This is a genomic window from Streptomyces sp. NPDC004667 (assembly GCF_040609475.1).
Taxonomy (GTDB): domain Bacteria; phylum Actinomycetota; class Actinomycetes; order Streptomycetales; family Streptomycetaceae; genus Streptomyces.
In genome coordinates, this window is sequence record NZ_JBEXKC010000031.1 from 68577 (window position 1) to 89754 (window position 21178).

Consider the following 21178-nt stretch of genomic DNA (forward strand, 5'->3'; position numbering starts at 1 on the left):
CATGACGTGGTGTCACTGCCTGATTCCCGCTCGGAAATTTCCGAATTAGTTGAAGATATTTTCACCAGGCCTGAAGTCGGGGATCACAGGCGTGTGGAGTTTCACTATTTTACGCCGCGAGGTGACAGCTATCGACTGGAAAGCAGTCTGATAATGGATCTCAATGTGGTGAGCGGGCACGGTAGGTTCACCTGGTGGTGTGATGCTGCAGTGTCCGAGTCGATAAAATCTTCGAGTGGCAGCGATATTGGGTGGGATGTCTGGGTTTCTTGCGCAGATGAATTGATGCCCGAGGTTGTGGTCTATCGCGACCTGCACGAGAAATCCCGCGCCGATGTCAGGACGGTCCTCTCTCCAGATGTCGTGCGTTCTGTCGTTGAGGAATTCTGCGGTGAAGGGAATGGATTCAGGCCGACAGATGCAGGGTGGATGCGTGGGCATATGAACGGCCACGTCGACGACGACTGCTAGGAAAGTCGGGGCGTCCGCTATTTGTGGAAATCTCTTTTGATGCGCCCCGCTCGACGCTTACTGTTTGGGTCCCGCATTTTCTTTGCGGGACCCAAACGGATTAGAAGATGACCATTTCTTGGATCTGAGCGTCTCGCGCCCGTAGTAGCGCTGCCCCAGAAGAGGAGCTCCTGCCTGCTGCCCCGGTCCCTGTACTGTGCTGCAGCGACCTCACCGACATCGAAGGGTGGGGCCACTTCTCGCCGTGGCAACCGTCTCTGCTGTCCGTGCTGATGCCGGTCTCACATCAGCTCAGCATCACTGCCTCAAAGCTCTCGCCGACCACGACGTGCGCTGGTGGTACCCCCACCGCATCACCTCGCAGCTCAACAACGTCGGCCTCTCCCCGGCTGGAACGCGCTCAGGTCACCCCTGAGTGGCTGTTGTCGTTCCGATCTTGGGCGGTGCTGATCGAGCGGGAGTCTCGATCGGCGGCTTCGGCGGCTTCGGCGGGTGCGAGGCCTGGTGGCTGGGCCTCGGTCGGCAGCAGGCGGGACGGGACCCGGAGCCGAGCGCGGGCGTGATCGACTCTCAGTCCATCAAGGCGGACGCCGTCGTCGGATCCGACAGCCGCGGCTTCGACGGCGGCAAGCTGATCAACGGCCGCAAACGCCACGTCGTGGTCGACACGCTCGGCCTACTGCTCGCGGTGACGGTCACCGCAGCGGATGTCGGCGACCGCGCCGCCGGGCAGGTTCTGCTCGCCCAGGTCACCGCCGCGCACCACCTGCTTGCCTTGGTCTGAGCCGACGGTGGCTGCACCGGCAGCCTCGTCGAGTACGGCCTCACCGTCCTCGACCTGGTCCTCGCCATCGTGAAGCGCAGCGATGACATGCGCGGCTTCGTCGTGTTGCCCAAGCGGTGGATCGTGGAGCGTTTCTTCGCCCACCTGATGCGAAGCCGCCGCCTGGTGCGCGACTTCGAGCGGTCCACCGGCAGCGCGGAGGCGGTGGTCTAATGGTCGGCGACCATGCTCATGACCCGCCGCCTGGCCCGGCCACGTCCTTCGCGAGCGTGAACCGTCCCGGCGCCGACTCGGCCAGCCAGCCCCGGGCCACCAGCCGCTTCGCCTTCGACCGCAACGCCTCGACCTTCGCGGGCACGGGGTCCAGCCCGAAGCAGCCGGCCGTCTCCTGGCACGTCAGCGGACCTTGACCGAGACGGTCCCGGTCCGCGAGAGCCCGCAGGATGCGCTGGTAGTCCTGCGACAGTGCCGACCAGACCAAGCCCGCGCGCCGCATGGGCACCACCGACTTCGGCTTCGCCGCTTCCGCGGGGCCGGGTCGAACCGGTCGTCCACCGGGATCCGGCAGGTCCTCGGAGGGGTCGGAGACGACGACGTCGCCGTCCGGGGCCAGCACCTCGCCGGCGGGCTGGAGCTGGCCACGGAAGACCGCCTGGTTTACCGGCAGGTCTTCGACCCGCACTTCCGTACGGGGTGGACGGCCTATCTTGAGCACCGCTCCCTGCACCCGGCCGACGGGCCCAGTCTGCCGCTGGAGGTGTGCCTGGCCCAGCTCACGGGCGGGGATCTGCCCGCCCATCAGGTCTTTCACCCGCCGCTCGATCTGCAGGACGAGGCGAGCGTGGCCCTGCTGCTGCAAGGCGAGAGCGGCCAGGACCGCAAGGCGGTCGCCCGGTACGCCGCTGCCCTCGCGCGGATACACCGCAGTCGGCCCGGCTTCTCCACCGACGCGGTGCGTGAGCACCTCACCCGCCAGATTCTGCTGCGGGTGTGGCGGTGCCCACGAGCGGACTTCGACGCGGAGGCGTCCGCGCGCGGCCTCGTCTGCGGCGCCCGTGCGGTCGAGGCCGCGAAGCGGATCGTCCCGGGCTTCCTGGAAGAGAGCGGCGAGCGGATGGAGGCCCGTCATGCGTGTTGACGAGCTGGTGGCGTTGCCGGGCACCGTGCGCGCCCGGACGCCCGAGCAGACGTGGGGGGCGGTGGCAGGGCTTCTGCCGGAGTTCGGGATCACCCGCCTCGCCGACCTCACGGGCCTGGACTGCATCGGGCTCCCGGTCTGGACGGCGATCCGGCCCTCCTCCCTGACCCTGAGCACCTCCCAGGGCAAGGGGGCCACCGTGCTGCCGGCGAAGCTGTCGGCGGTCATGGAGGCCGTCGAGCTGTGGCACCTGGAGCAGCCCCTGCCGATCTCGGCACGAGGCCCGGCCGCCGAGGTCGCCCCCCACTGCCCGGTGGCCGCGCTGCCGATGACCGTCCCCTACCCGGACCACACCCTGCGCCAGATGGTGTGGGAGTGGACATCAGGCACGGGCCTGGTGAGCGGACACGACCAGCTGCTCCCGGCCGACCTCGTCCGATGCCGGGCCCGCAGGCCCGAGTGGAGCCCGGACCTGCTGCGCGCGACCAGCACCGGCCTGGCCTGCGGGAACACACGGGACGAGGCGCTGCTGCACGCCCTGTTCGAGGTGGTGGAGCGCGACGTGCTCTACCGCGAGGAGGCGGACGGCGGATCCTGGCGCACCTTCATCGCGCCCGGGACGGTCCAGGACCCGCACGCTCGTGAGGTTCTCGACAAGCTCGCGGCCGCGGGCATGTCGCTGGAGATCGCGATGGTCGACGGCCCGTACGGGCTGCCGGTGTGCGTGGCCTACCTGTGGTCGGAGGACCTCCCGGTGGTCTTCGCGGGTGGCGGCTGCCACAGCGTTCCGGCGATCGCTCTGACCCGGGCGCTGACGGAAGCCGCGCAATCCCGGCTTGCCGCGATCTCCGGGACCCGCGACGACCTCACCAGCGCCCCCAGCAGCACCGGCACCCCGGCCTTCCGCCCCGCACGGACCTCCGGGCTCGTGCCGTGGCCGGACGCGACCGGCCACTTCGCCGCGGCCGTCGGAGGCTTCGCCGTCCAGGCCGCCGACCTGGCCGTAGAGATCGCCCACGCCACCGGACACGAACCGGTCGCCCTGGACCTCTCCCACCCCAACAGCCCGGTCCACGCCGTGAAGGTCGTCTGCCCCGGCACCCGCTCCCGGATCAGGAGGTCGATGCCCCGATGAACACCACCACCACGGCGTCCGGGGGGCGCTCCGCCCAGTACGACGCCTTCCACACCGCCCGCGCCCGCACCGATCTCGTCGCCCGCCTCTACGCGAAGGCGATGGGGGAGAACTACCCGGCCGAGACCGCGGCCTCCAGCTCCTGCGACTGGCCCCTGCTCGGGCTGATGACCGCACGCCTGCGAATGCGGCCCGGCCAGCTCCTCGTTGACGCTGGCTGCGGGAGCGGAGGCATCGGCCTGTGGCTGGCCCGCGCCCTCGCCCTGCGCCTGAAGGCTTCGACCTCTCCCCGGTCGCCGTCGCGCAGGCCACCGGCCGCCGCGCCCACTTCCTCGGCTCCGCCGGGCTGGAGCACACCAACCTGCCCAGCGGCCACGCCACCGACCGGACCGCCGCGGTGCGCGAACTCGGCCGCATTCTCGCCCCGGGCGGCCGACTCCTCCTGACCCGCTCGACGAGGCGCGGCACCGCCCCCACCTGGCACCAGCAGGCCCACGCGGCCGGACTCATGGTGGAGCACGTGGACGAGCGCCCCACCGAGCCGGCCATGTGGGACCGCCTCTACAAGCTGTGGATCACCCATGCCGACGACCTGCGGCGCGAACTCGGCGACGTCCAGACCGAACGGATGCTCCGCGAGGCCCACCAGGTGCTGCCCAAACTTCCCGACCGCCGAGCCGTCCTGCTGACCCTACGGCGCCCCGCACACGCCCTCCCGGCACCCGGCACGGCCGATACGATGACCGCGCCCCGCCTGCCCAGCGGCCGGCCTCCGTTCCACGAGGAGGTCCCGCAGTGACCCAGCACCGTTCCCTCCGTGCAGCGGTGCTCTCGGCCGGGTCCTGGGGGACTGCCGTCGCCAAGGTCATGGCCGACGCCGGTACCGACGTCATCGTGCACGCCCGCCGCAGCGAGATCGCCGACACGATCAACACGACGCACCACAAGCCCGGCTACTTCCCGGACATCGAGCTGCCCTCCACCGTGAAGGCCACCACCGACCCGGCCGTCGCCCTGGACGGCGCGGACTTCCTCGTGTTGTCCATCCCCGCCCAGTCCCTGCGGGCCAGCTTCGCCGCGTGGGCACCGCACATCGGGCCCGACACGGTGATCGTGTCGCTGATGAAAGGCATCGAGGCCGGGAGCGGCCTGCGGGCGAGCCAGGTCATCACCGACGTGACCGGCGTACCCGAGGAACGGGTCGCGGTCCTGTCGGGCCCGAACCTGGCAGCCGAGATCATGGCGGGACAGCCCGCGTGCCCTTCGCTGTTCTGTCCTTTGGCCTGGGCTGGACGGCGCTGTCTCCTGGGTGGTCGCCCAGGAAGCGAGGAGGCACATTCCTTCTGCGGAGGGTGAGGTTGGTTTGCCGGTGGAGATGGTGAGGGTGATGCCAGGGTCGGTGGCCATTTCCGGTCCTTCGTAGGCGAGGGTGAGTCACCGACGGCTTGTGGGTGGAACCCGGACGGGACCGTGGACTCGGGGTGGGGCCGGAGATGACCAGGAGGCGTACGGTCCGCCCTCGTTGGGGGGTGACGGGTTCAGGAGACCGCCGGGGCCGAATCCTTCGTGGGCGTGCGATCGGTACTGGCGCGGAGGTGAAGGTCGACCGGGGTGATGACCGGGGAAGGCGGATGGTTGCCGTCGAGGAGAGAGAGGAGCATGTCGACCGCGGCTTTGGCCTGCAGGCGCGGGTGCATGTCGGCGGCCGTGATCGGCGGATCGGTCGACTGGAGCGAGGGTTCGTCGAGGTCCTGGGCGATCAGCAGATCATCCGGGACCCGGAGGCCGAGTTCCTGGGCGGCGCGCGAGGCGCCGACGCCAAAGCCCAGGCAGAGCGCCAGGAGCGCGTCCGGCCGGTCGGGGGCACTGAGCGTTTGTAGAGCTGCCCGGTGGGCGGCGTCCGCGAGCCCGGTTTCGGTGCTCGTGCCGGCCAGGCCGACCAGCGTGGTGGTCGGGGCGTGGTCGTGTTCGCCGCACCAGTACCGGTAAGCGGATACGGACAGCCGTGTCCACTCCCACCCCGCGTCGGGGACGAGGAGCTGGATGCGGGTGGCACCCTGTTGTGCGAGGTGGTCCAGCATCTGCCGCGTCGTGCTCTCGGCGTCGGCGGTGACGTAGTTCGGCACGAGACCGCCGACGCCCTGGCCGAGCGCGACCAGGGGGAGTCCGAGTCCGGCGAGGACCGGGAGCCGGGGGTCGTCGCGGGCCGGGTCGGTCACGATGATTCCGTCGACAGGGTGCCGGAGCAGCTGCGCGGGGTCCTGCGGGGCGGGGAGCAGCAGCAGAGCGTGGTCGGCCCGGAAGGCGGCGTCGGCGGCGGCGACGGCCACCTGGCTGTGCCAGTCCAGGGACAGCAGTTCCCTGGACGAGGTCTGGGGTGGTGTGGGCATCAGCAGGCCCAGGGTGGCGGTCCGTCCTGACCTCAGGCCGCGTGCGGCCTGGTTGGCCACGTAGCCGAGGCGGTCGGCGGTCTCGCGGATACGGGTCCGGGTGTCGGCGTCCACACGGCCCTTGCCGTTGAGTGCGTAGGAGACGGTGCCGACGGACACGCCGCAGGCGGCCGCCACGTCCTTGAGTGTCGGCCGTCGTCCCACCGTCCACGCTCTCTCTCGGTTCCGCTGCCGGGTGGGTACAGCGTATCGCACAAACGATTAAGCAAGACCGTTGACGCTGCTTAAACGTTTGTGCATTGTGTGTGGACACACCGGCGCCCAGGCAGTGGCGCTGCTGACACCCCACAGTCCGCTCGGGAAGAGCCGAGCCGTGGCTCCTGTACCCCCCGTCCCGCGTTGAGTGATCAGGGAGACCAGCCGTGCACCCCACCGAACCCCCCGAACCCACCGAACCCCCCGAGCCCGCCGCCCCGCCCGGCGCCGTGAGCCGCGACCGCGACCGCGACCGCGAAGGCACGCTGCGAGCGGACGCGGTCGGCGTGAAGGACCTGGTGTTCTTCGTCCTGTCGGCCGCCGCCCCGCTGACCGTGATGGCCGGGTTCTCCGCGCTCGCCTTCATGCTGGGCGGCGTGGCCGCCCCGTCCGGCTACCTGATCGCAGGCGCCGTGTTCGCCCTGTTCGCCGTCGGTTTCACAGCGATGAGCAGACACATGCGCAACAGCGGGGCGTTCTACACCTACATCAGCCGCGGCCTCGGTCCCGTCGCGGGCGCCGGAGCGGCCCTGGTCGCCTACCTCGCCTACGCGCTGGGGCAGATCGGTTTCGCCGCGGCGGCGGGACTCTTCGCATCAGACACCCTGCGGGTACTGACCGGGATCAAGGTCCCCTGGCAGGTGTGCACGGTGGCTCTGGCGCTACTCATCGCGCTGCTTTCCTACCGCAAGGTCGACCTCGGAGCACGCGTCCTGGCGCTGCTGCTCACCGCCGAGATCGCGATCCTGCTCGTGCTGGCCGTCTCCGTGCTGCTCCAGGGCGGGCACGAAGGCCTGACCGCGCAGAGCTTCGACCCCACCCGCCTGATGACGCCGGGCATCGCCGGGCTGTTCGTGATCACGTTCGTGGTCTACATCGGCTTCGAGCAGACCGCGATCTACAGCGAGGAAGCCCGCGACGCCCGCCGGACCGTGCCCCGCGCCACCCACCTCTCGGTCGGCATCCTGGCGGTGCTCTACACCTTCGTGTCCTGGATCATCCTGGTGGCGGCCGGTCCACACCGCCTGACCGAGATGCTGGCCAAGGACCCCGCCGGCCTGGTGTTCGACCTCAACACCGAGTACGTCGGCAGCACGATGACCTCCGTCATGCGGCTGCTCATCGTGACCAGCTTCCTCGCCGGAGTCCTCGCCCTGCAGAACGCGGGCAGCCGGTACCTGTTCGCGCTGGGGCGCGACGGTGTCCTGCCCGCCGCATTCGGCCGCACCGACGAGCGCACACAGACCCCCAGCGTCGCCGGCCTCGTCCACACCCTGCTGGTGATCGCCGCAGTGATCTCCTTCGGGCTCACCTCACTCGACCCCTACACGCAGATCGTGGTGTGGACCAACACACCCACCCTCGTGGGCATCCTGCTGCTGGAGGTCGCCACAAGCGTCGCGGTCATCCGCTACCTGGGGCGCCACCGCTCCGACGTGACCCTGTGGCAACGCCTGATCGCCCCGGCCCTGGCAGCGATCCTGCTCGCCACCGTCGCTGTGCTGGTGATCGCGAAGATGTCCCTGCTCACCGGCATCGGCACCACCGCCGGAAACGCCCTCGTCCTCAGCCCGCTCCTGGCCGGCCTGCTGGCCGGCTGCGCCCGTGCCCTGTGGCTGCGCACCGCCCGCCCCCACACCTACCTGCGACTGACGAACGGCGGCGACACCGGCACCGACGCCGAAGGCTCCGCACCGACGTCGCCCACGATGGCGTAGCCCGCCCCACACATCCAAGCCCCCGCCAAACCCGCCCCCATGCAAGAGGAACCGATGCCCCCCGCACCCCGAGCCGCCTGGTCGATCCCCGGCTGGCAATCCGAACGACCGCTCAACGATCCCGCCGTCAAAGAGATCTGGTGCTACACCGACCGCTTCTCCTACGACCCCGGCGAGCAGGTGGCCGTCCACGTTCACACCACCGCCGACACCTACGACCTGCGGATCGTGCGCGACGGCGCCGAGCCGACGACAGTCCTGCTGCTTCAGGACCTGCCCGGCGAGGCCCACCCGACGCCGGACGACGCGTACGCGGTCGGCTGCGGCTGGCCCGTCGCCCGGACCATCCCGGTCGACCCCGCCTGGACCTCCGGCTTCTACCTCGTCATCGTCGGCATCACCGACGAGCACGGCCGCCGCCACGAGCGCGAGCACTTCTTCGTCGTCCGCTCCCCACACCCGACGGCGCGCACCGCACTGATCCTGACCACCAGCACCATGCTCGCCTACAACGACTGGGGCGGCGCCAACGCCTACCGGGGCCTCGGCGACGACCCCTACACCGACATCCCCACGCCCCAGCAGTCCGCCCTGCGCCCCATCGCCCGAGGCATGCTGCGCAAACCCGAGGACGCCCCCCGCAACCGCCACACCCACCGCCCGCCGATCGGCTGGCAGCCGCGCCACCAGGCCTACGAGTGGGCCCACGCCAATGGCTACTCCCGCCACCACGCGGACGCCCTGTGGGCCACCTACGAGCGGCCCTTCGTCGTCTGGGCCGAGCAGCACGGACACCGGCTGGACTACCTCACCCAGCACGACCTGCACTTCGCACCCGAGCGCCTGGACGGCTACGACTGCGCCGTCATCGTCGGCCACGACGAGTACTGGACCCGCGAGATGCGCGACGCCATCGACACCTTCGTGGACCGCGGTGGCAACCTGGCCCGGTTCGGCGGCAACTACATCTGGCAGGTCCGCCTGGAGGACGACGGCGCCACCCAGGTCTGCTACAAGATCCCCGGCCTCGACCCGGTCAACGCCACCGACCCCCACCTGGACACCACCGCCTGGGACCACCCCAAGCTGGACCGCCCCGGCGCCGCCACGATGGGCCTGACCGGACTCGGCGGGGTGTACGCCCGCTACGGCTCGGCCACCCCGCGCTCCAGCGGTGGCTACACCGTCTACCGCCCCCACCACTGGGCCTTCGAAGGCACCGACCTCTACTACGGCGACGTCTTCGGCGGCGACGAGGCCTGCATCGTCTCCTTCGAGGTCGACGGAGTCGACTACACCTTCCGCAAGGGCCTGCCCTACCCGACCGGTGAGGACGGCGCACCGGACGACCTGGAGATCCTCGCGATGGCACCCGCAGTCGTCGGCGAGACCGACCGCTGGCAGGGCCGTGTACCGCTCGGCGCAGCCGAGACCGAGGCACTGCTCCTCACGGAGGTCATGTACGACGGAAACCCTCCGGAGTTCCGCCGGGACGCCCGCTACGGCGCGGCAATGATCGGCGTCTTCACCCGAGGCGCGGGAACCGTCTTCAACGCCGGCACCTGCGAATGGATCAGCGGCCTCATCCACCACGACCCCTTCACCGAACGCATCACCGACAACGTCCTGCGCCGCCTCACTGGAGAAAAGCGATGACCATCGACACCGTCACCACCATCGAACTCGGCTCCGGGGAAGCGGTCCGCCCCCACTGGCCGGAAGGGACCGCCTCGCCCGACTGGACGGAGACCGAATGGCGCGCCTTCGCCAACCCGGCCGGCACCTTGTTCGGCGGCAGCTGGGAAGGGGAACCAGGAACCCTGCTCCTCGACCCCTACCCCTATGACGAGATCTGCGTCATGGTCTCCGGCCGCGTCGCCCTGGAGGACCTCGCCGGCGACCGCAAGGAGTTCGGGCCCGGCCAGGTCTTCCACGTACCCAAGGGATTCCGCGGTACATGGATCACCCTCGAACCCTCCAAGAAGTTCTTCTTCGCCAGCACCGCCTGAGCAAGGTCCGGCGGCGCTGACGGACTCGTCGAGCTGCGTTCGGCAGCCTTGCGGGCTATCGCTGGCTCGGGTGGCTCCGCGACCTCGACGTCACCGGCCTGTTCATCGCCATCGGACACGACCCGCGCACCGAACTCTTCACCGGACAGGTCGACCTGGTCGCTGAGGGCTACCTCGCCGCCCTCAGCGACCAGGTGCACGACGCAGCCGAAATCCTGCCCTGGTGTCGCTCCTCGTAGTACAGGTCGAACGCGGACACCGTCAGGAAGTCCAGCGGCGCCACCCAGGAGGGCCGCGACTTCGACCAGGCTCCGTTGACGTTCTCCCGTCGCCGCACATGCACGTGCGCCCCTGGGTAATCGCAGCCCAGCGCCCGTGAGTCCGGCAGCAGATGTACGTCGCTGCGGCGCAGCCCGGCGACCTGCCCGCGCCGCAGGCCCACCCGCCCGAGCAGCAAGACGATCAAGCGGTCCCGCGCGCTGCGGCACGCGAGGAACATCGCCACCAGCTCAGCGTTCGCCGCCCGGTCGACGTCGGCTTCGGGCTCGCGCAGACGGTGCACCGGCAGCAGCCGCAAGAACAGCCCGCCCTCCTCGCCCGAGGCCTCCGCAGGAAGATCACGGCTGTCGGCCAACTCGTAGATCTGTCCGAGCACCCCGCGCGGGGCCTCGCCAGCGGTGACCGCGTACGACAGCAGCCCCCGCACCGCCACCAGAACCCGGTTGATCCGCCGCCCGCCCCGCACCGGTTCCTCCGCCGTCGGAAGCTTCGAGTGCATCTACGTCGGCACCGGCGGCATCGACCTCAACGGAAGCCTCCTGGACCCGCAGAGCGGGATGTGTATCAACATCCCCGAGACGGAGGGCAACAACTTCCCCGCCCTCGCCCCCCCGGAACGACACGAACTCCACCGCCACCGTCTTCAAGAACGCCGACCGCGACGGGGACGTCTACTACGTCATGAACCCGGGCAAGCGCCTCGGCCGACAGCTCCAGCTCCGCTCCGTCATCTTCAGCTGACGGCAGCACACACCACACCCCCAGGGAGACACGGCGCAAGGCGCGGGGTCGCTCGCAATGCTCATCACAACCGTCGACCTGGCGACCCGTGACCTGGAGGGGGACTGGTTCGCTGGCCCGTCACCGTGCGTCGTAGGGTCGTGCGCGGTCCGGACGGTCCCACAACGCGGGAAGGGGTGGCCTGCCCGGGACGGGGCAGGCCACCTCGCTGGGCCCTGACCCAGCCGGCCCGGGCCACTCCCATGCGATCTGCCACCAGCAGCCAGCGTGGGGAAGTTCGCGCGGAGAACGCCGTGAGTGGTCATGCTCGATCATCCGACCGGCCTCCTGGTACGTCCCGGGGTCGAAGGCCGGTGGTCTGCCACCGTGCGAGCCGCGCCGTTTGCGGTGGCGGACCTGGTCTGCGGGTTGCAGGATCACCGCTTTGACATGCCGTTGCCTCAGGTGGGCGCGGATCGCGCGGGAGGAGTACGGGCGGTCCGCGATGACTGTGTCGGGGCGGGTGCGGGGTCGTCCCGGGATGGTTCGCGTGACGCGGATGGCGGCCATGACCGCGGTGAACGCGGGGGCATCGCCGGCCTGGCCGGCGGTGAGCACGATCGCCAGTGGCCGGGCGTTGGCGTCGCCGACCAGGTGCACCTTTGTGCCCCAGCCGCCCTGGGGTCGCCCGAGTGCGTGGTCGGCGGGCTCGTTGGGCTCCGGTCACCCTTTGCTGGCACCAGCCGCGTGCTGGTGGGCCCTGCAGACGGTGGAGTCCACCGACACCGTCCAGCCGATGTCGTCGTCCGTGTCGGCGGCGGCCAGGACCGCGGCGAAGATGCGGGCCCACGTTCCGTCAACGGCCCAGCGCAGCAGGCGCTTGTGGGCGGTCTTGAAGGACCCGAGCCCGTCCGGGAGATCCCGCCAGGGCGAGCACGTGCGGTACTTCCAGGCGATGGCCTCCAAGGTCCGACGGTGGTCGGCCCACCGCCGCCCGCGGACCGGATCGGCCGGCATCAACGGCTCGATCCGGTCCCACATCGCATCACTGATCAACAATCGGACAGACACATCCGATCAACAGCTCAACCCATCAAAGAGACACGCTCTGGGTGAGACCGGCCAAAGTCCGTTGAGACGGGACCAGTGCAGGTCAAAAGCGGGCGGGGATCTCACCGAGTTTGCGTGCTCGGTAGGCGGCCTGTCGGCAGGCATGCGAGCACCACCGGCGGGCGGATGAGGCCGATTCCATGGGTGATCGGCAGAAGCCGCAGGTCGGGCCAGTGGGAACACTGTGATCGGCGGGGGACGGGGTGGGGTTCTGGCGTTGGAGGTAGTCGTGGTCGCGGCAGCGCTGGCAGTAGCCGGCGGGCCCGCGGCGGCTCATGGGGATGCGGTAGATGGTCTCCCCGCACTTCGTGCAGAGCTTCGGCTTCGAGGCGGCTGGAGCCGGAGCCACGGAGGGTCGCTCGACGCCTTCGCGGTGCGCCATTCGGCGGCAGCGTGGGGAACACCAGGACGGCGTGCTCTTCCCCGGGGTCCTGGGCAGTTCGATCCCGCAGTATCCGCAGGCCGGGGTGCCGATGGTGCGTCGAAGATGGGCGCGTTGACGGCAGCGGGCGGAGCAGTGGCGGCGGGGGCTTCCGTCGACGGTGCCCTCCGGCGGGAGCGGGGCGTCGCACTCGGCGCATCGGGTTGCCGGGCCTTCGAGGGCTTCGCGGAGCGCGGCGGGGTGACGGCCGGTGGCGGCGCCGAGCCGGGAGTCTGACCCGTTGTCTGACTCCCGGGTGGTTGGTGTGTCAGCTGTCGAGGGTGACCGGGAGGGTGAGGGTCTGGCCTGCGCGCTGGATGGTGAAGGGGAGGGTGGCACCGGCGCGGTAGTTGTTGATGACCGAGTAGTAGGTGCCGATGTTGGGGGTGGGCTGGCCGTCGATGGCGGTGATGACGTCACCGGGCTGGAGGCCGGCGGTGGCGCCGCTGGTGCCGGGAGGGACGAACTGGACGATGACGCCGCCGTTGGCGGGGGCGTTGCTGGTGGCGAGCAGGAGGTTGCCGGGGGCGCCGGGGGTGATGTTCACCGTGAGGGGCACGGTGCTGTAGTCGTAGGTGAAGGTGCCGCTGTACTGGCCGCCGGCGAGGGGCGCGTTGGTGTCTGCCTGGAGGGAAACGTTGAAGGGGAGGCTGGCGATCCATGGCCGACTGGAGTTGATGGTGACGGTTGCGGACTTGCCGTCGGCGGCGATCGAGATCGTGCAGGAGACGTGGGAGCAGTCGATGGGGATGCCGGTGATGCGCGTGTACGGCGGGGCTTGGATCCGGACGATGGTCGGGTAGTTCCGGGTGACGTTGTCTCCGGGGTAGACGACGGTCTGTGCCGGGCCGGGGGCGTCGAGGTTGGGGATGTTCTGCTGCGGGGGCAAGGCCCGATGGGCCGCGGCGGCGGTGATGGTGTGGGCGGTGGTAGCGGCGGCCGGGACGCCGGGCGCGGCCAGGACGGCCAGGCCCAGGAGGGTCGTCGTGATCGCCTTCGTGCGGACGCGGGTGCGGATGCTGGTCAAGGCGGTGTCCTTGCGTGATCGGGGTGATATGCGTTGGGAAATTCGCCAGCCGGTGGCCGCCCGAGCCGAGTCCCCCGGCCACTTCTACCGAGTCACCAGGCTGGGCAAGAAGGGCGGACGTGCAGGATCACCCGTTCAATCACCCTCAATCACTGCTGAAACGACACTTTCCATTTCCCTTCGGGAATGTTTTCGCCCAGCCTTTCGCCGGGAAGTCAGGGCCCGCCCGGAGCAGACAGGAGGAGCCGGGAGCCCGAGCCTGTTTCGTCTGTTCATGCAGCTCAGAGCGCTACTGCGATGAGCCGCTTTCCTGTCATTGGTGGGTGGCAGTGATGTTCTGTCAGGTCAGCTGGCCTTCTGCAGGTGAGAGGTGTGCGGGGGCTGTGAGCTGACTGACATGGAAGTGATGTCCGGGGGCGCTGACACGAGGTGGTGTTTTGCCTGGTTGGGCCCTGCCATGAAAGCGGTGCTTCGCACCTGGGGGTACCGCTGCCGATCCTGCGCCTTCGGGTGACGGCTTCGGCGGGTCGGGCATCTGGTGAAGGCCGCCGGCCTGTTGGTCTACCTCGGCGGCGAGACGCGGTTCCCCGACGTCCACCCGGACCAGGTGGCCGCCCTGGCCCGCCGCCGGGACCTGCCCGCCCTGCTGGACCGGTACGTGCCCGAGGGCCCGGACCAGGCTGCGCGCCGGCTCGGGGCCGGGCGGGCGTCGAAGAGGCAGGCGAAGGTCGGCATCCGTTTCCGTTTTGGTTTCTCACAGGTGCGAGACGGCCGCGTCGTCCTTGGAAGACGGCCTTGATGTCATGCGGCAGGTCGCCTCCCGGAGGGCTTCGGGCTGCATGACCACACCCTTCGCGGTCGGTCGAAAGAGTCAAGCTGATGGCCGTCCGGACGGTACGACGGCCCGGTATCGCAGATGTGTCGATACCGGGCCCTCGGTCCCTCCGGCACCGCTCAGCAGCGCCAGGCGGCGGTAGTCGCTGGGCGGCACGCCGTACGCGCGGCGGAAGGCCCGGCTGAAGTCCGCTGGGTGGCGGAAGCCCCAGCGCGCCGCGATCTCGCCGACCTTGGCGTGGCCGAGCCGCGGGTCGGCGAGGTCGGCCCGGCTGCGTTCGAGGCGGAGCCTGCGGATCGTGGCGGCGACGGTCTCTGGCTCCGCGCGGAACAGCGAATGGAGCAGCCGTACGGAGATGTGGTGGTGGGCGGCGATGGTGTCCGGGCTGAGCCGCGGGTCGGGCAGGTTGTGGTCGATGAAGGCCCGGATCCGGGCCAGCAGGACCTGGCGGCGGGTCTCGGCGGGCAGCGCGTCGGGGCCGCCGGACTGTACCGCGAGGTAGGTGGCGCACAGATCGAGGCAGACGGAGCCGAGGCGGGACAACTCGGTGGGGTCGGCGCGCTCGGTGTGGGTGCGCAGCCCGGTCAGGTACGAGGCGAGCAGCGTCCCCGAGGCGGTGCCGGTGGCGAGCCGGGTGCCGAGGAGCCGGTCGGCGTGGTCCTGGGGCAGAGGCAGGACGCTGCGGCGCACCCGCAGCAGAGAGATGCGGGAGAGTCGGCCCTCGTCGAGGAACTCGCAGCTCAAGGGGTGGGAGGAGTCGAAGAGCGCCATGTCGCCGGCGCGGAGCAGGGTGTTGTTGCGGTTCTGCTCCAGGCCCACCGGGCTGCCGTGGACGAGGAAGAGGAAGTAGTCCTCCGGGTCCCCGCGCCGGATCTGCCCCGCACCGCGCCGAGCGGACATCGGTGAGAAGGCGAATCCGGACAGGTCGGTATGGGTGAGGTCGAGCGCCGTCGCGGTGCCGCGGAAGTGCTCGATGTGCGGGCTGGTGATGGAGACGGGCATCACGAGGTCGCCGACCATGCCTGCCCACGACTCGAAACCGTCCCGCGCGCGGACGCTGACCGTCTGTGTACGTGGCTGTGTACCCGTCACGAAGCCCCCCGCTGCACGGTGATGTGTACACGCCCATAGTTGGCCGTCGGCGGCTGCCGGGATAGCGGGGCGTCGGCCAACTCTCAACTCCTGGCCCTCCGCGGCCTGTCTGCGCTCAGTGCGCAACGTCTCTGCGCGCAGTGCCATCGACGCCGGCCGACTTCTCCCCACACAGTGGCAGTCGGCACCGTGCCAGGTCTTCCGATCGAACCTTCCGAAGGCAGGGAGAACATGTCCACATCCGTGACACGCATGTCGTTGAGCTGGAGCCTGCGGGCCGGCGCACTGACCGCCGCGCTCTGCTCCGTACTCGTCAGCCCCGCGGGGGCGCAGGACGCGCCCACACCTTCACGAGCGGACGGCCCGGTGCCGGCGGTCGGCGTTCCGTTACCGGCGGTCGGGACGGCAGCCGAGGTATCGGCGGCTACCCCCACCGGCCGCCTGGCCCGGTCCCTGGACGGCGTGGCAGCCCGCTCCTACGCCGACACCTTCGGCGGAGTGTGGGTGGACGAGGCCCGCTCCACCGTCACGCTCTACCTCACCCGCCCCGAACTCGGCGCCGCGCTGGTCTCGGCTGGCCGCGGTCAGCTCGCCGCACATGACGGGGCGGACGTCAACGTCGTCGTGAAGGGCGCCAAGTACAACCGCGAGCAGCTGGACGCGGCCCGGGACGCGGTCCAACACGACGCCACGGTCTGGCGCCACGACGGCAGCGTCGCCATCGAGCAGATCGGCCTCCTGGAAGGAGGCGGCGGCCTGCGGATCGGAGCCGACCGACCCGAACGGGCAGCGGCCCTGGCCGAGCGCGTGCTCGCCGACGGCTCCCGGGCCGGGAAACCGGCATGGGGTGGAGTCGCCCTCGCGGACATCCGCTTCGAGAAGAGCGCCCCGGCCCGCACGCCCCGCAGCACCCCCCGGAAGCAGGCCGCTGAGGCCTTCGCGGCGGCCGACGTGGGGAGCCGCTGGAACGACAAGCCGGCGCACGACGGCGGCGCCATTCTGAGCCTCACGCGCCACGAGTGGTGGTGCACCAGCGGTTTCGCCATGGACGTACCCGGGTGGGGCCGCTACATGGTCACGTCTGCCGGATGCGGCCCCACCGGGACGTACCTGTACAGCGGCTTCCAGGACTTCGGGCCCCTCTTCAACCGGGTCCCGGAAATCGACACGGCCATTATCGACACCAGGGGCACGGGCGGCTCCAGCGCCCGCGTCTGGATCGGTGAGAACGAGAAGACCTACGCGGGTTACGAGAAGTCCACGCCCGGCGACGAGGTCTGCCAGAGCGGAGTCCGGACCGGCTACCGGTGCCAGATCTTCGTCGGCGAAACCACACAGGTCTGGACGGGCGACGCCTACGTCGACGTGACGTCCGCCTGCACCCGGGACGGGAGCGCAGCCTTCTCCATCGACGATATGGGAGGCCCCGTCTTCCGCTGGTCGTCGAACCCCGCCAAGGTGATCAGCCGAGGGATCATGAATACGTTCCTCGGCACCGTGGATTCGTCCGGCACGGCGTCCACGTGCGTGGGCTTCGTCCCGACCCGGACCATCCTCGATGCCTGGGGCGCGACGATGGCCGTGGGCTAGGGCCTGTGGTGAAAGTGCTGGTCGCCGCCATTCGTCGAGGGCTGAAACCAGCACGGTCGCCTCGTAGGTGACTGCGAGTTTGTCCCATCTGGTGGCGACGGCCCGGTGGCGCTTGAGGCGAGTCGAAGGCCCGGGGGTCGCGAGGTCCCGGGGCCCTTTATTCGCTGACCTCCTGGCTCGACGATGGGCGGGGTGGTGTGTCAGGCCCACTCCACGCCCAGCTCGCGCAGTGCGTCCAACTGCTCCTGGGTGAGTTTGTGGCGTCGGGTCTTGGTGTTGGAGACCCATACGCCGAGCTTCACGGTCACCGGCTCCGCCTCGCCCTCGACCGCGATCTCCTCACTGTGCGCGCGGGGCACCGGCCGGTCCGCACCCTCCCGCTCCACCCACTGCGTGAGCGCCGTCAGACCCCGCTGGAACGCTTGCTGCGCCTTGCTCGGACCCTTCTCCCCGCCGCCCGGCGCGGGGGCGGGAGCCTGGTTGGGCTGTACGCCCAGCGCGGTCAGCCGCTCCTGCTGTTCGGGGAGAAGCCGCGTCCAGGTGGCCGGCTGCTTCTGTTGCTGGAGCCATCGTCCGATGTCGTCGCCGTCCATGAGTACTCCGGGGGCGATGTCGGGCAGGGCGCCGTCGGCGTTGACCAGGTCCGCGAGCACGCGGTAGTGCCGTTGCCAGTCGAGTGGCCAGGGGCAGTTCCAGTCCTTGTCGATCGCGGCGAGCTGCGTGGCCCGGGTCGTGGCGGTGTCCTCGTTCTTCCCGAGCCCGTTTTTCGCGCCTTTGCGGCGGAGGTTGGCCATGTGCTGTCCGATGGGCACCATCGCGTCGTCTTCGCCCCATATGGCGTCTTGTCGGGGTGCGAGGTGCCGGGTGGCCCGCTGGTAGGAGCGGAGTACGGCGAGTTTGGCCTCCCACGCTTCCTCGCCGGGTTCCCAGACCATCCCGGCCTCCGGCGCGTCCAGGAGAACCTTGCGGCGATCCTCCAGCTCCCCGGCCCGCAGCGCCTTGCGCTGCTGGTGCACCCACCGCCCCAGAGGGAACGCCTTCGTGACCCCGACCTCGACCTCCACGTCATACGGGACCGCGTGGACGCCGGTGATCTCGATCTCCGCCCGCCACCGCAGCAGAGCTTGGTAGCCCTCCAGCCACACCAGCGACTCCGGCCGGTAGACGCGGGTGCGCAGGAACGCGGCGATGGTGGCCGCGTCCCGGGGCGAGGAGAAGTGGAGCAGCGCCGACTCGGCCGCGGCGTCGGAGCCGTCCTCCTGGTCCTCGCCGCCGGTGCCGATGATCTGTCCGTCCTCGTCGCGGCGCAGGTGGATTTTGCGCTTGCCGCTGGTGAGGGCCCGGGACGCGAGCTGCTCGACGAGACGGTCGTCATGACTGCGGAGGCCCTGGAGCACCGCTACGAGAGGGCGGTAGCTCGCGGAGGCGACCATGTCGGTGGGGTCCTCGTTTGGCTCCAGGAACACCGGCACGATGATGCGGGCGATCTTCGTGGATCCGTCCTTGTTGAGCCGGAGCGCGCGGCCGATGTTCTGGACGATTTCGACCTGGGAGCCGCGGGTGTCGGCGAAGCAGATCGCCTCCACGCCCCGCTCGCCGGTGATGTCGACACCTTCGCCCAGGACCCGTACGGAGGCGAGGAACGCCCGGTGCACACGCCGGTTGTCCGCGTCGATGCCGTTGGCGAACTGCCGCAGGACTTCGCGGCGCTCTGTGACGAGGTGGTCGCCGCACAGCCACGCCGACCAGACCCGGTCCGGCGGGACGTGGCGGCCGGCCTCCAGCTCGTAGAACTCGGCGTCGATCGATGACTTCGGCAGCTTCTCCGCGGCCGTCAGATCGGCGTCGGAGGCGTCGGTGACGTACAGCTCGGCCGCCGTCTCGGGCAGCTTCTCGGCGAACGCGGCCGCTTCCTCGACCTTCTGGTGGAACGTCATGACCGTACGCAGGTTGTACGCCGCGGCGTGCTCCAGGAGCGCGGCCTGTAGCAGCGCCAGGCGCCGGCCCCGCTGCGCGTCCTCGGACTCCCCGAGGACGGGGGAGGGGTCGCGGATTTCCAGGACGTCGATCTCGAACCCGGCGAGGATCCCCCGCTCGATCGCCTCCGAGAGGCCCAACTCTGCCAGCCACGCGCCGTAGGTTCCGTCCGGGCCGTCGGCCATGCTCGCGATCTCCGCCTCCTGGCCGCCGGCGCCCTTCTGCGGCCGGGCCGCGGCCAGGATGCGTGGGGTGGCGGTGAGGTAGAGCCGGAAGTCGGCCGGGATCCGTGCGTTGTCGTGGATCGCGGCCCAGGGGCGTCCGAGGTCGCCGGCGGTTCCGTGGGCTTCGTCGACGATGGCGAGGTCGAAGCCGGCCATCCGCTGCCCGTAGAGCCGCTCCCCGCCCGCGAGGGCGGCCTCCAGGGGCCCGCGGACCTTCCACTGGCCCTCGGGTGCGTCGATGTCGTCGCGGTCCACCAGGGAGGCGTATGTGGCGAACACGACGACCGGCCCGGAGGCGGCCCACAGGGCGAGCTGGATCGGGTTGGTGGTGGTGCGCACGTTCAGCGAGTTGAGGACCGGGTCGTTCTCCAGCGAGCACACCGCGATCATCGGGGCGCGGTGGCCGACCAGGCGCCAGGCTTGGGCGGTCTGGGCGAGGAGGTCCAGGGTGGGGACGGTGACGAGGATCCGGCCGTCCGGGAACGAGTCCAGCGCGCACGCGGCGGCCGTGATCGTCTTCCCCGAGCCGGTTGCTGAGACGATGGTGCCCCTGGCTCCCCGTGGGGGCACCGGCACTCTTGCGGGGAATCCCACCCATTTCCGGAACGCGGATTTCTGGTCGACCTGGTGTTCCTTGAGTGTGATCCGCAGCATTACTCGAGCTCTCTCTTTTCATCCGTGCGGTCGATTCGGCCGTTCTGGGACCTATGCGCGGAGCCCGTGGAGTCCCCAGGAGTCTAGGCCGGCGTAGATGGTGGCGGTTCTGCATTGGGGTGCGTGCATGACTTCGGCTTCGCCGCGGTAGACGGCGACGAGCGAGTCGGGTCCGAGCCACCAGGTGTCCGCGAGGCCGGCGACCTCGGGTACCGGTTCGAAGCCGGTGAGGTCGAGTTCGTCCACGGCGTCGCGTGTCACCGTCGTGATGGTGTGTGCGCAGCTGCGGGCGTGTTCGGCCAGGGCCAGCGCTTCCACCCACCCTTCGACCGTGGAGTGCAGTGGGACCCAGCCGTCGGCGTGGAGTCCGAACTCCCCGCCGGGTCCGATCATGAACGAGTAGGGAAGGGCCGTGCGCTGTGCCCCGGCCCCGAAGTGCCAGTCGGGATCCGGCCCCTCGGGTACGTCTCCGCTGAGCGTCCGGGGGCCGCCGTCGTAGTGCGGAGAAGGCGGAAGCCCCAGACCACCCCACGTCGCTTCGAAAGCAGCCACCCGGTCGATCTGCACGTCGGGGACACCGTGCTCTACCCAAAGGGGCCGGTATTGCTCGATATCGGTCCGGCCGGTCCAATATCCGTGACACCGAATGAAGGATCCAGCTCTACGAGTGAGTCCCTCAGGAACGCTCTCACTGATGGAAATCCACTCCCTTGCCAGTCACGTATTTCTGCCAATGGTACATAGGACCTCTACTTGATGCAGCAGCTACACTGAATCCTCACGCGAACAGGCATCCACGTCACCCAAGGAAGAAGATGACCGAGAACCCCGGGAAGCAGGACTTCGACAACCTCTGGACCCCGGCTCATCAAGCGGTCGAATCGAGTGACCACGCCACCCTGACGCGACTGCTTGACGACGGCGCCGACGTCAACGAAGTCTGCTGCGGACAAACCCTCCTGATGCATGCCATCGACCTCGAAGGCGACTCAGTCCTCCAGACAAGGCAACCGCTCGACAGCGCGCTCACCGCGATCCTCCTCGCATACGGAGCCGATGCCGACCTGACCTTGGAAAGCCGCACAGCCCGAGACCTAGCCCACACCTACAACCACGACATGGCCATCCGCCTCCTCAACCGCTTCACCACCCGGCCTCCCCGATAGCCAGCCCCGAAGGCAGAGTCGGAGAGGCCAACGCGGGGGAGCGGAGCGGACCCGCCCAACAGGCCGAAGGCCCGGACCCCGTGAAACGGGGTCACCCAGAGCCGCGCAGCGGCTCGTTCGGGATGAAGCGAAGCGGAATCCCGAACCCGTCCGAAGCGAAGCGCAGGACACCGGCCCGAGGGG

19 protein-coding genes and 5 pseudogenes are annotated in these 21178 nt (G+C 69.8%); 14 read left to right on the top strand and 10 right to left on the bottom strand.

What is annotated here, in order from left to right; translation table 11 throughout:
• Positions 1 to 6 precede the first annotated feature (6 nt).
• From ABZW32_RS19360 to ABZW32_RS19370, 3 genes are all read left to right on the top strand, one after another.
• On the top strand, positions 7 to 471 hold the full coding sequence (locus ABZW32_RS19360; RefSeq protein WP_356217427.1) for a hypothetical protein: 465 nt from the start codon (positions 7 to 9) through the stop codon (positions 469 to 471).
• Positions 472 to 886: 415 nt separating this feature from the next.
• Positions 887 to 1255: a transposase gene (locus tag ABZW32_RS19365; protein ID WP_356217428.1), complete on the top strand. Its 369-nt coding sequence runs from the start codon at positions 887 to 889 to the stop codon at positions 1253 to 1255.
• A 69-nt stretch (positions 1256 to 1324) separates the two neighbouring features.
• Positions 1325 to 1468, top strand: coding sequence for a hypothetical protein (locus tag ABZW32_RS19370; RefSeq protein WP_356217430.1), 144 nt, complete (start codon positions 1325 to 1327; stop codon positions 1466 to 1468).
• Positions 1469 to 1484: 16 nt separating this feature from the next.
• Here the strand turns inward: ABZW32_RS19370 and ABZW32_RS19375 are convergent, their stop codons facing one another.
• The gene (locus ABZW32_RS19375; protein WP_356217432.1) at positions 1485 to 2114 is read right to left on the bottom strand and encodes a hypothetical protein; all 630 of its coding nucleotides are present in this window, start codon (positions 2112 to 2114) and stop codon (positions 1485 to 1487) included.
• Here ABZW32_RS19375 and ABZW32_RS19380 point away from each other — a divergent pair.
• From ABZW32_RS19380 to ABZW32_RS19395, 4 genes and pseudogenes are all read left to right on the top strand, one after another.
• Positions 2097 to 2393, top strand: coding sequence for a hypothetical protein (locus ABZW32_RS19380; RefSeq protein WP_356217434.1), 297 nt, complete (start codon positions 2097 to 2099; stop codon positions 2391 to 2393). The genes ABZW32_RS19375 and ABZW32_RS19380 overlap by 18 nt on opposite strands.
• Complete coding sequence (locus ABZW32_RS19385; RefSeq protein WP_356217435.1) at positions 2383 to 3528, top strand: YcaO-like family protein; 1146 nt, start codon at positions 2383 to 2385, stop codon at positions 3526 to 3528. The genes ABZW32_RS19380 and ABZW32_RS19385 overlap by 11 nt, the downstream gene beginning before the upstream one ends.
• Before the next feature lie 241 nt (positions 3529 to 3769).
• Positions 3770 to 4327 carry a hypothetical protein gene (locus ABZW32_RS19390; RefSeq protein ID WP_356217437.1) on the top strand — a complete coding sequence of 186 codons (558 nt, stop codon included), beginning with the start codon at positions 3770 to 3772 and terminating at the stop codon, positions 4325 to 4327.
• Positions 4324 to 4803 (top strand): annotated as a pseudogene (locus ABZW32_RS19395) (2-dehydropantoate 2-reductase N-terminal domain-containing protein); the annotation flags it as partial. The gene ABZW32_RS19390 and the pseudogene ABZW32_RS19395, both read left to right, overlap by 4 nt.
• Before the next feature lie 24 nt (positions 4804 to 4827).
• On the opposite strand, the pseudogene ABZW32_RS19400 reads toward ABZW32_RS19395, so the two are convergent.
• Positions 4828 to 4985, bottom strand: a pseudogene (locus tag ABZW32_RS19400) (transcriptional regulator); the annotation flags it as partial.
• An 81-nt stretch (positions 4986 to 5066) separates the two neighbouring features.
• Positions 5067 to 6095: a LacI family DNA-binding transcriptional regulator gene (locus ABZW32_RS19405; RefSeq protein WP_356217438.1), complete on the bottom strand. Its 1029-nt coding sequence runs from the start codon at positions 6093 to 6095 to the stop codon at positions 5067 to 5069.
• 245 nt (positions 6096 to 6340) lie between these two features.
• On the opposite strand from ABZW32_RS19405, the gene ABZW32_RS19410 reads away from it, so the two are divergent.
• The 4 genes and pseudogenes from ABZW32_RS19410 to ABZW32_RS19425 form a co-directional block, all read left to right on the top strand.
• Complete coding sequence (locus ABZW32_RS19410; RefSeq protein WP_356217440.1) at positions 6341 to 7891, top strand: APC family permease; 1551 nt, start codon at positions 6341 to 6343, stop codon at positions 7889 to 7891.
• A 54-nt stretch (positions 7892 to 7945) separates the two neighbouring features.
• A complete protein-coding gene (locus tag ABZW32_RS19415) occupies positions 7946 to 9547 on the top strand; it encodes a N,N-dimethylformamidase beta subunit family domain-containing protein (protein ID WP_356217442.1) in 1602 nt (533 codons plus the stop codon).
• Complete coding sequence (locus tag ABZW32_RS19420; protein ID WP_356217444.1) at positions 9544 to 9900, top strand: cupin domain-containing protein; 357 nt, start codon at positions 9544 to 9546, stop codon at positions 9898 to 9900. Before ABZW32_RS19415 ends, ABZW32_RS19420 begins: the two co-directional genes overlap by 4 nt.
• A 68-nt stretch (positions 9901 to 9968) precedes the next feature.
• Positions 9969 to 10076: pseudogene (locus tag ABZW32_RS19425) on the top strand (thioredoxin-disulfide reductase); the annotation flags it as partial.
• Here the strand turns inward: ABZW32_RS19425 and ABZW32_RS19430 are convergent.
• Both ABZW32_RS19430 and ABZW32_RS19435 read right to left on the bottom strand, forming a co-directional pair.
• On the bottom strand, positions 10070 to 10678 hold the full coding sequence (locus ABZW32_RS19430) for a hypothetical protein (protein WP_356217446.1): 609 nt from the start codon (positions 10676 to 10678) through the stop codon (positions 10070 to 10072). The pseudogene ABZW32_RS19425 and the gene ABZW32_RS19430 overlap by 7 nt on opposite strands.
• A gap of 566 nt (positions 10679 to 11244) precedes the next feature.
• Positions 11245 to 11970: pseudogene (locus ABZW32_RS19435) on the bottom strand (IS5 family transposase); the annotation flags it as partial.
• Positions 11971 to 12496: 526 nt separating this feature from the next.
• Between ABZW32_RS19435 and ABZW32_RS19440 the strand changes: the two are divergent.
• Positions 12497 to 12667, top strand: a complete 171-nt coding sequence (locus tag ABZW32_RS19440; RefSeq protein ID WP_356217447.1) for a hypothetical protein — start codon at positions 12497 to 12499, stop codon at positions 12665 to 12667.
• A gap of 31 nt (positions 12668 to 12698) precedes the next feature.
• On the opposite strand, the gene ABZW32_RS19445 is transcribed toward ABZW32_RS19440, so the two are convergent.
• The 3 genes and pseudogenes from ABZW32_RS19445 to ABZW32_RS19455 form a co-directional block, all read right to left on the bottom strand.
• Positions 12699 to 13457 carry a PDZ domain-containing protein gene (locus ABZW32_RS19445; RefSeq protein WP_356217448.1) on the bottom strand — a complete coding sequence of 253 codons (759 nt, stop codon included), beginning with the start codon at positions 13455 to 13457 and terminating at the stop codon, positions 12699 to 12701.
• 687 nt (positions 13458 to 14144) lie between these two features.
• Positions 14145 to 14310 (bottom strand): annotated as a pseudogene (locus tag ABZW32_RS19450) (ISKra4 family transposase); the annotation flags it as partial.
• 18 nt (positions 14311 to 14328) lie between these two features.
• Complete coding sequence (locus ABZW32_RS19455) at positions 14329 to 15312, bottom strand: helix-turn-helix domain-containing protein (RefSeq protein ID WP_356217449.1); 984 nt, start codon at positions 15310 to 15312, stop codon at positions 14329 to 14331.
• Between the two features lie 303 nt (positions 15313 to 15615).
• Between ABZW32_RS19455 and ABZW32_RS19460 the strand changes: the two genes are divergently transcribed.
• Positions 15616 to 16974: a hypothetical protein gene (locus ABZW32_RS19460; RefSeq protein WP_356217451.1), complete on the top strand. Its 1359-nt coding sequence runs from the start codon at positions 15616 to 15618 to the stop codon at positions 16972 to 16974.
• A 200-nt stretch (positions 16975 to 17174) separates the two neighbouring features.
• On the opposite strand, the gene ABZW32_RS19465 is transcribed toward ABZW32_RS19460, so the two are convergent.
• Positions 17175 to 19829: a Helicase associated domain protein gene (locus tag ABZW32_RS19465; RefSeq protein WP_356217452.1), complete on the bottom strand. Its 2655-nt coding sequence runs from the start codon at positions 19827 to 19829 to the stop codon at positions 17175 to 17177.
• A gap of 51 nt (positions 19830 to 19880) precedes the next feature.
• Positions 19881 to 20396: a hypothetical protein gene (locus ABZW32_RS19470; protein WP_356217454.1), complete on the bottom strand. Its 516-nt coding sequence runs from the start codon at positions 20394 to 20396 to the stop codon at positions 19881 to 19883.
• A 248-nt stretch (positions 20397 to 20644) separates the two neighbouring features.
• Between ABZW32_RS19470 and ABZW32_RS19475 the strand changes: the two genes are divergently transcribed.
• The gene (locus tag ABZW32_RS19475) at positions 20645 to 20995 is read left to right on the top strand and encodes an ankyrin repeat domain-containing protein (RefSeq protein ID WP_356217455.1); all 351 of its coding nucleotides are present in this window, start codon (positions 20645 to 20647) and stop codon (positions 20993 to 20995) included.
• Positions 20996 to 21178: the final 183 nt, after the last annotated feature.

Bases quoted from the DNA above. Each gene is read 5' to 3' on its own strand.
- ABZW32_RS19430 (WP_356217446.1), bottom strand. From the start codon at position 10,678: ATGCACTCGAAGCTTCCGACGGCGGAGGAACCGGTGCGGGGCGGGCGG.
- ABZW32_RS19460 (WP_356217451.1), top strand. From the start codon at position 15,616: ATGTCCACATCCGTGACACGCATGTCGTTGAGCTGGAGCCTGCGGGCC.
- ABZW32_RS19455 (WP_356217449.1), bottom strand. From the start codon at position 15,312: ATGGTCGGCGACCTCGTGATGCCCGTCTCCATCACCAGCCCGCACATC.
- ABZW32_RS19415 (WP_356217442.1), top strand. From the start codon at position 7,946: ATGCCCCCCGCACCCCGAGCCGCCTGGTCGATCCCCGGCTGGCAATCC.
- ABZW32_RS19440 (WP_356217447.1), top strand. From the start codon at position 12,497: ATGGGCGCGTTGACGGCAGCGGGCGGAGCAGTGGCGGCGGGGGCTTCC.
- ABZW32_RS19385 (WP_356217435.1), top strand. From the start codon at position 2,383: ATGCGTGTTGACGAGCTGGTGGCGTTGCCGGGCACCGTGCGCGCCCGG.
- ABZW32_RS19465 (WP_356217452.1), bottom strand. From the start codon at position 19,829: ATGCTGCGGATCACACTCAAGGAACACCAGGTCGACCAGAAATCCGCG.
- ABZW32_RS19475 (WP_356217455.1), top strand. From the start codon at position 20,645: ATGACCGAGAACCCCGGGAAGCAGGACTTCGACAACCTCTGGACCCCG.
- ABZW32_RS19420 (WP_356217444.1), top strand. From the start codon at position 9,544: ATGACCATCGACACCGTCACCACCATCGAACTCGGCTCCGGGGAAGCG.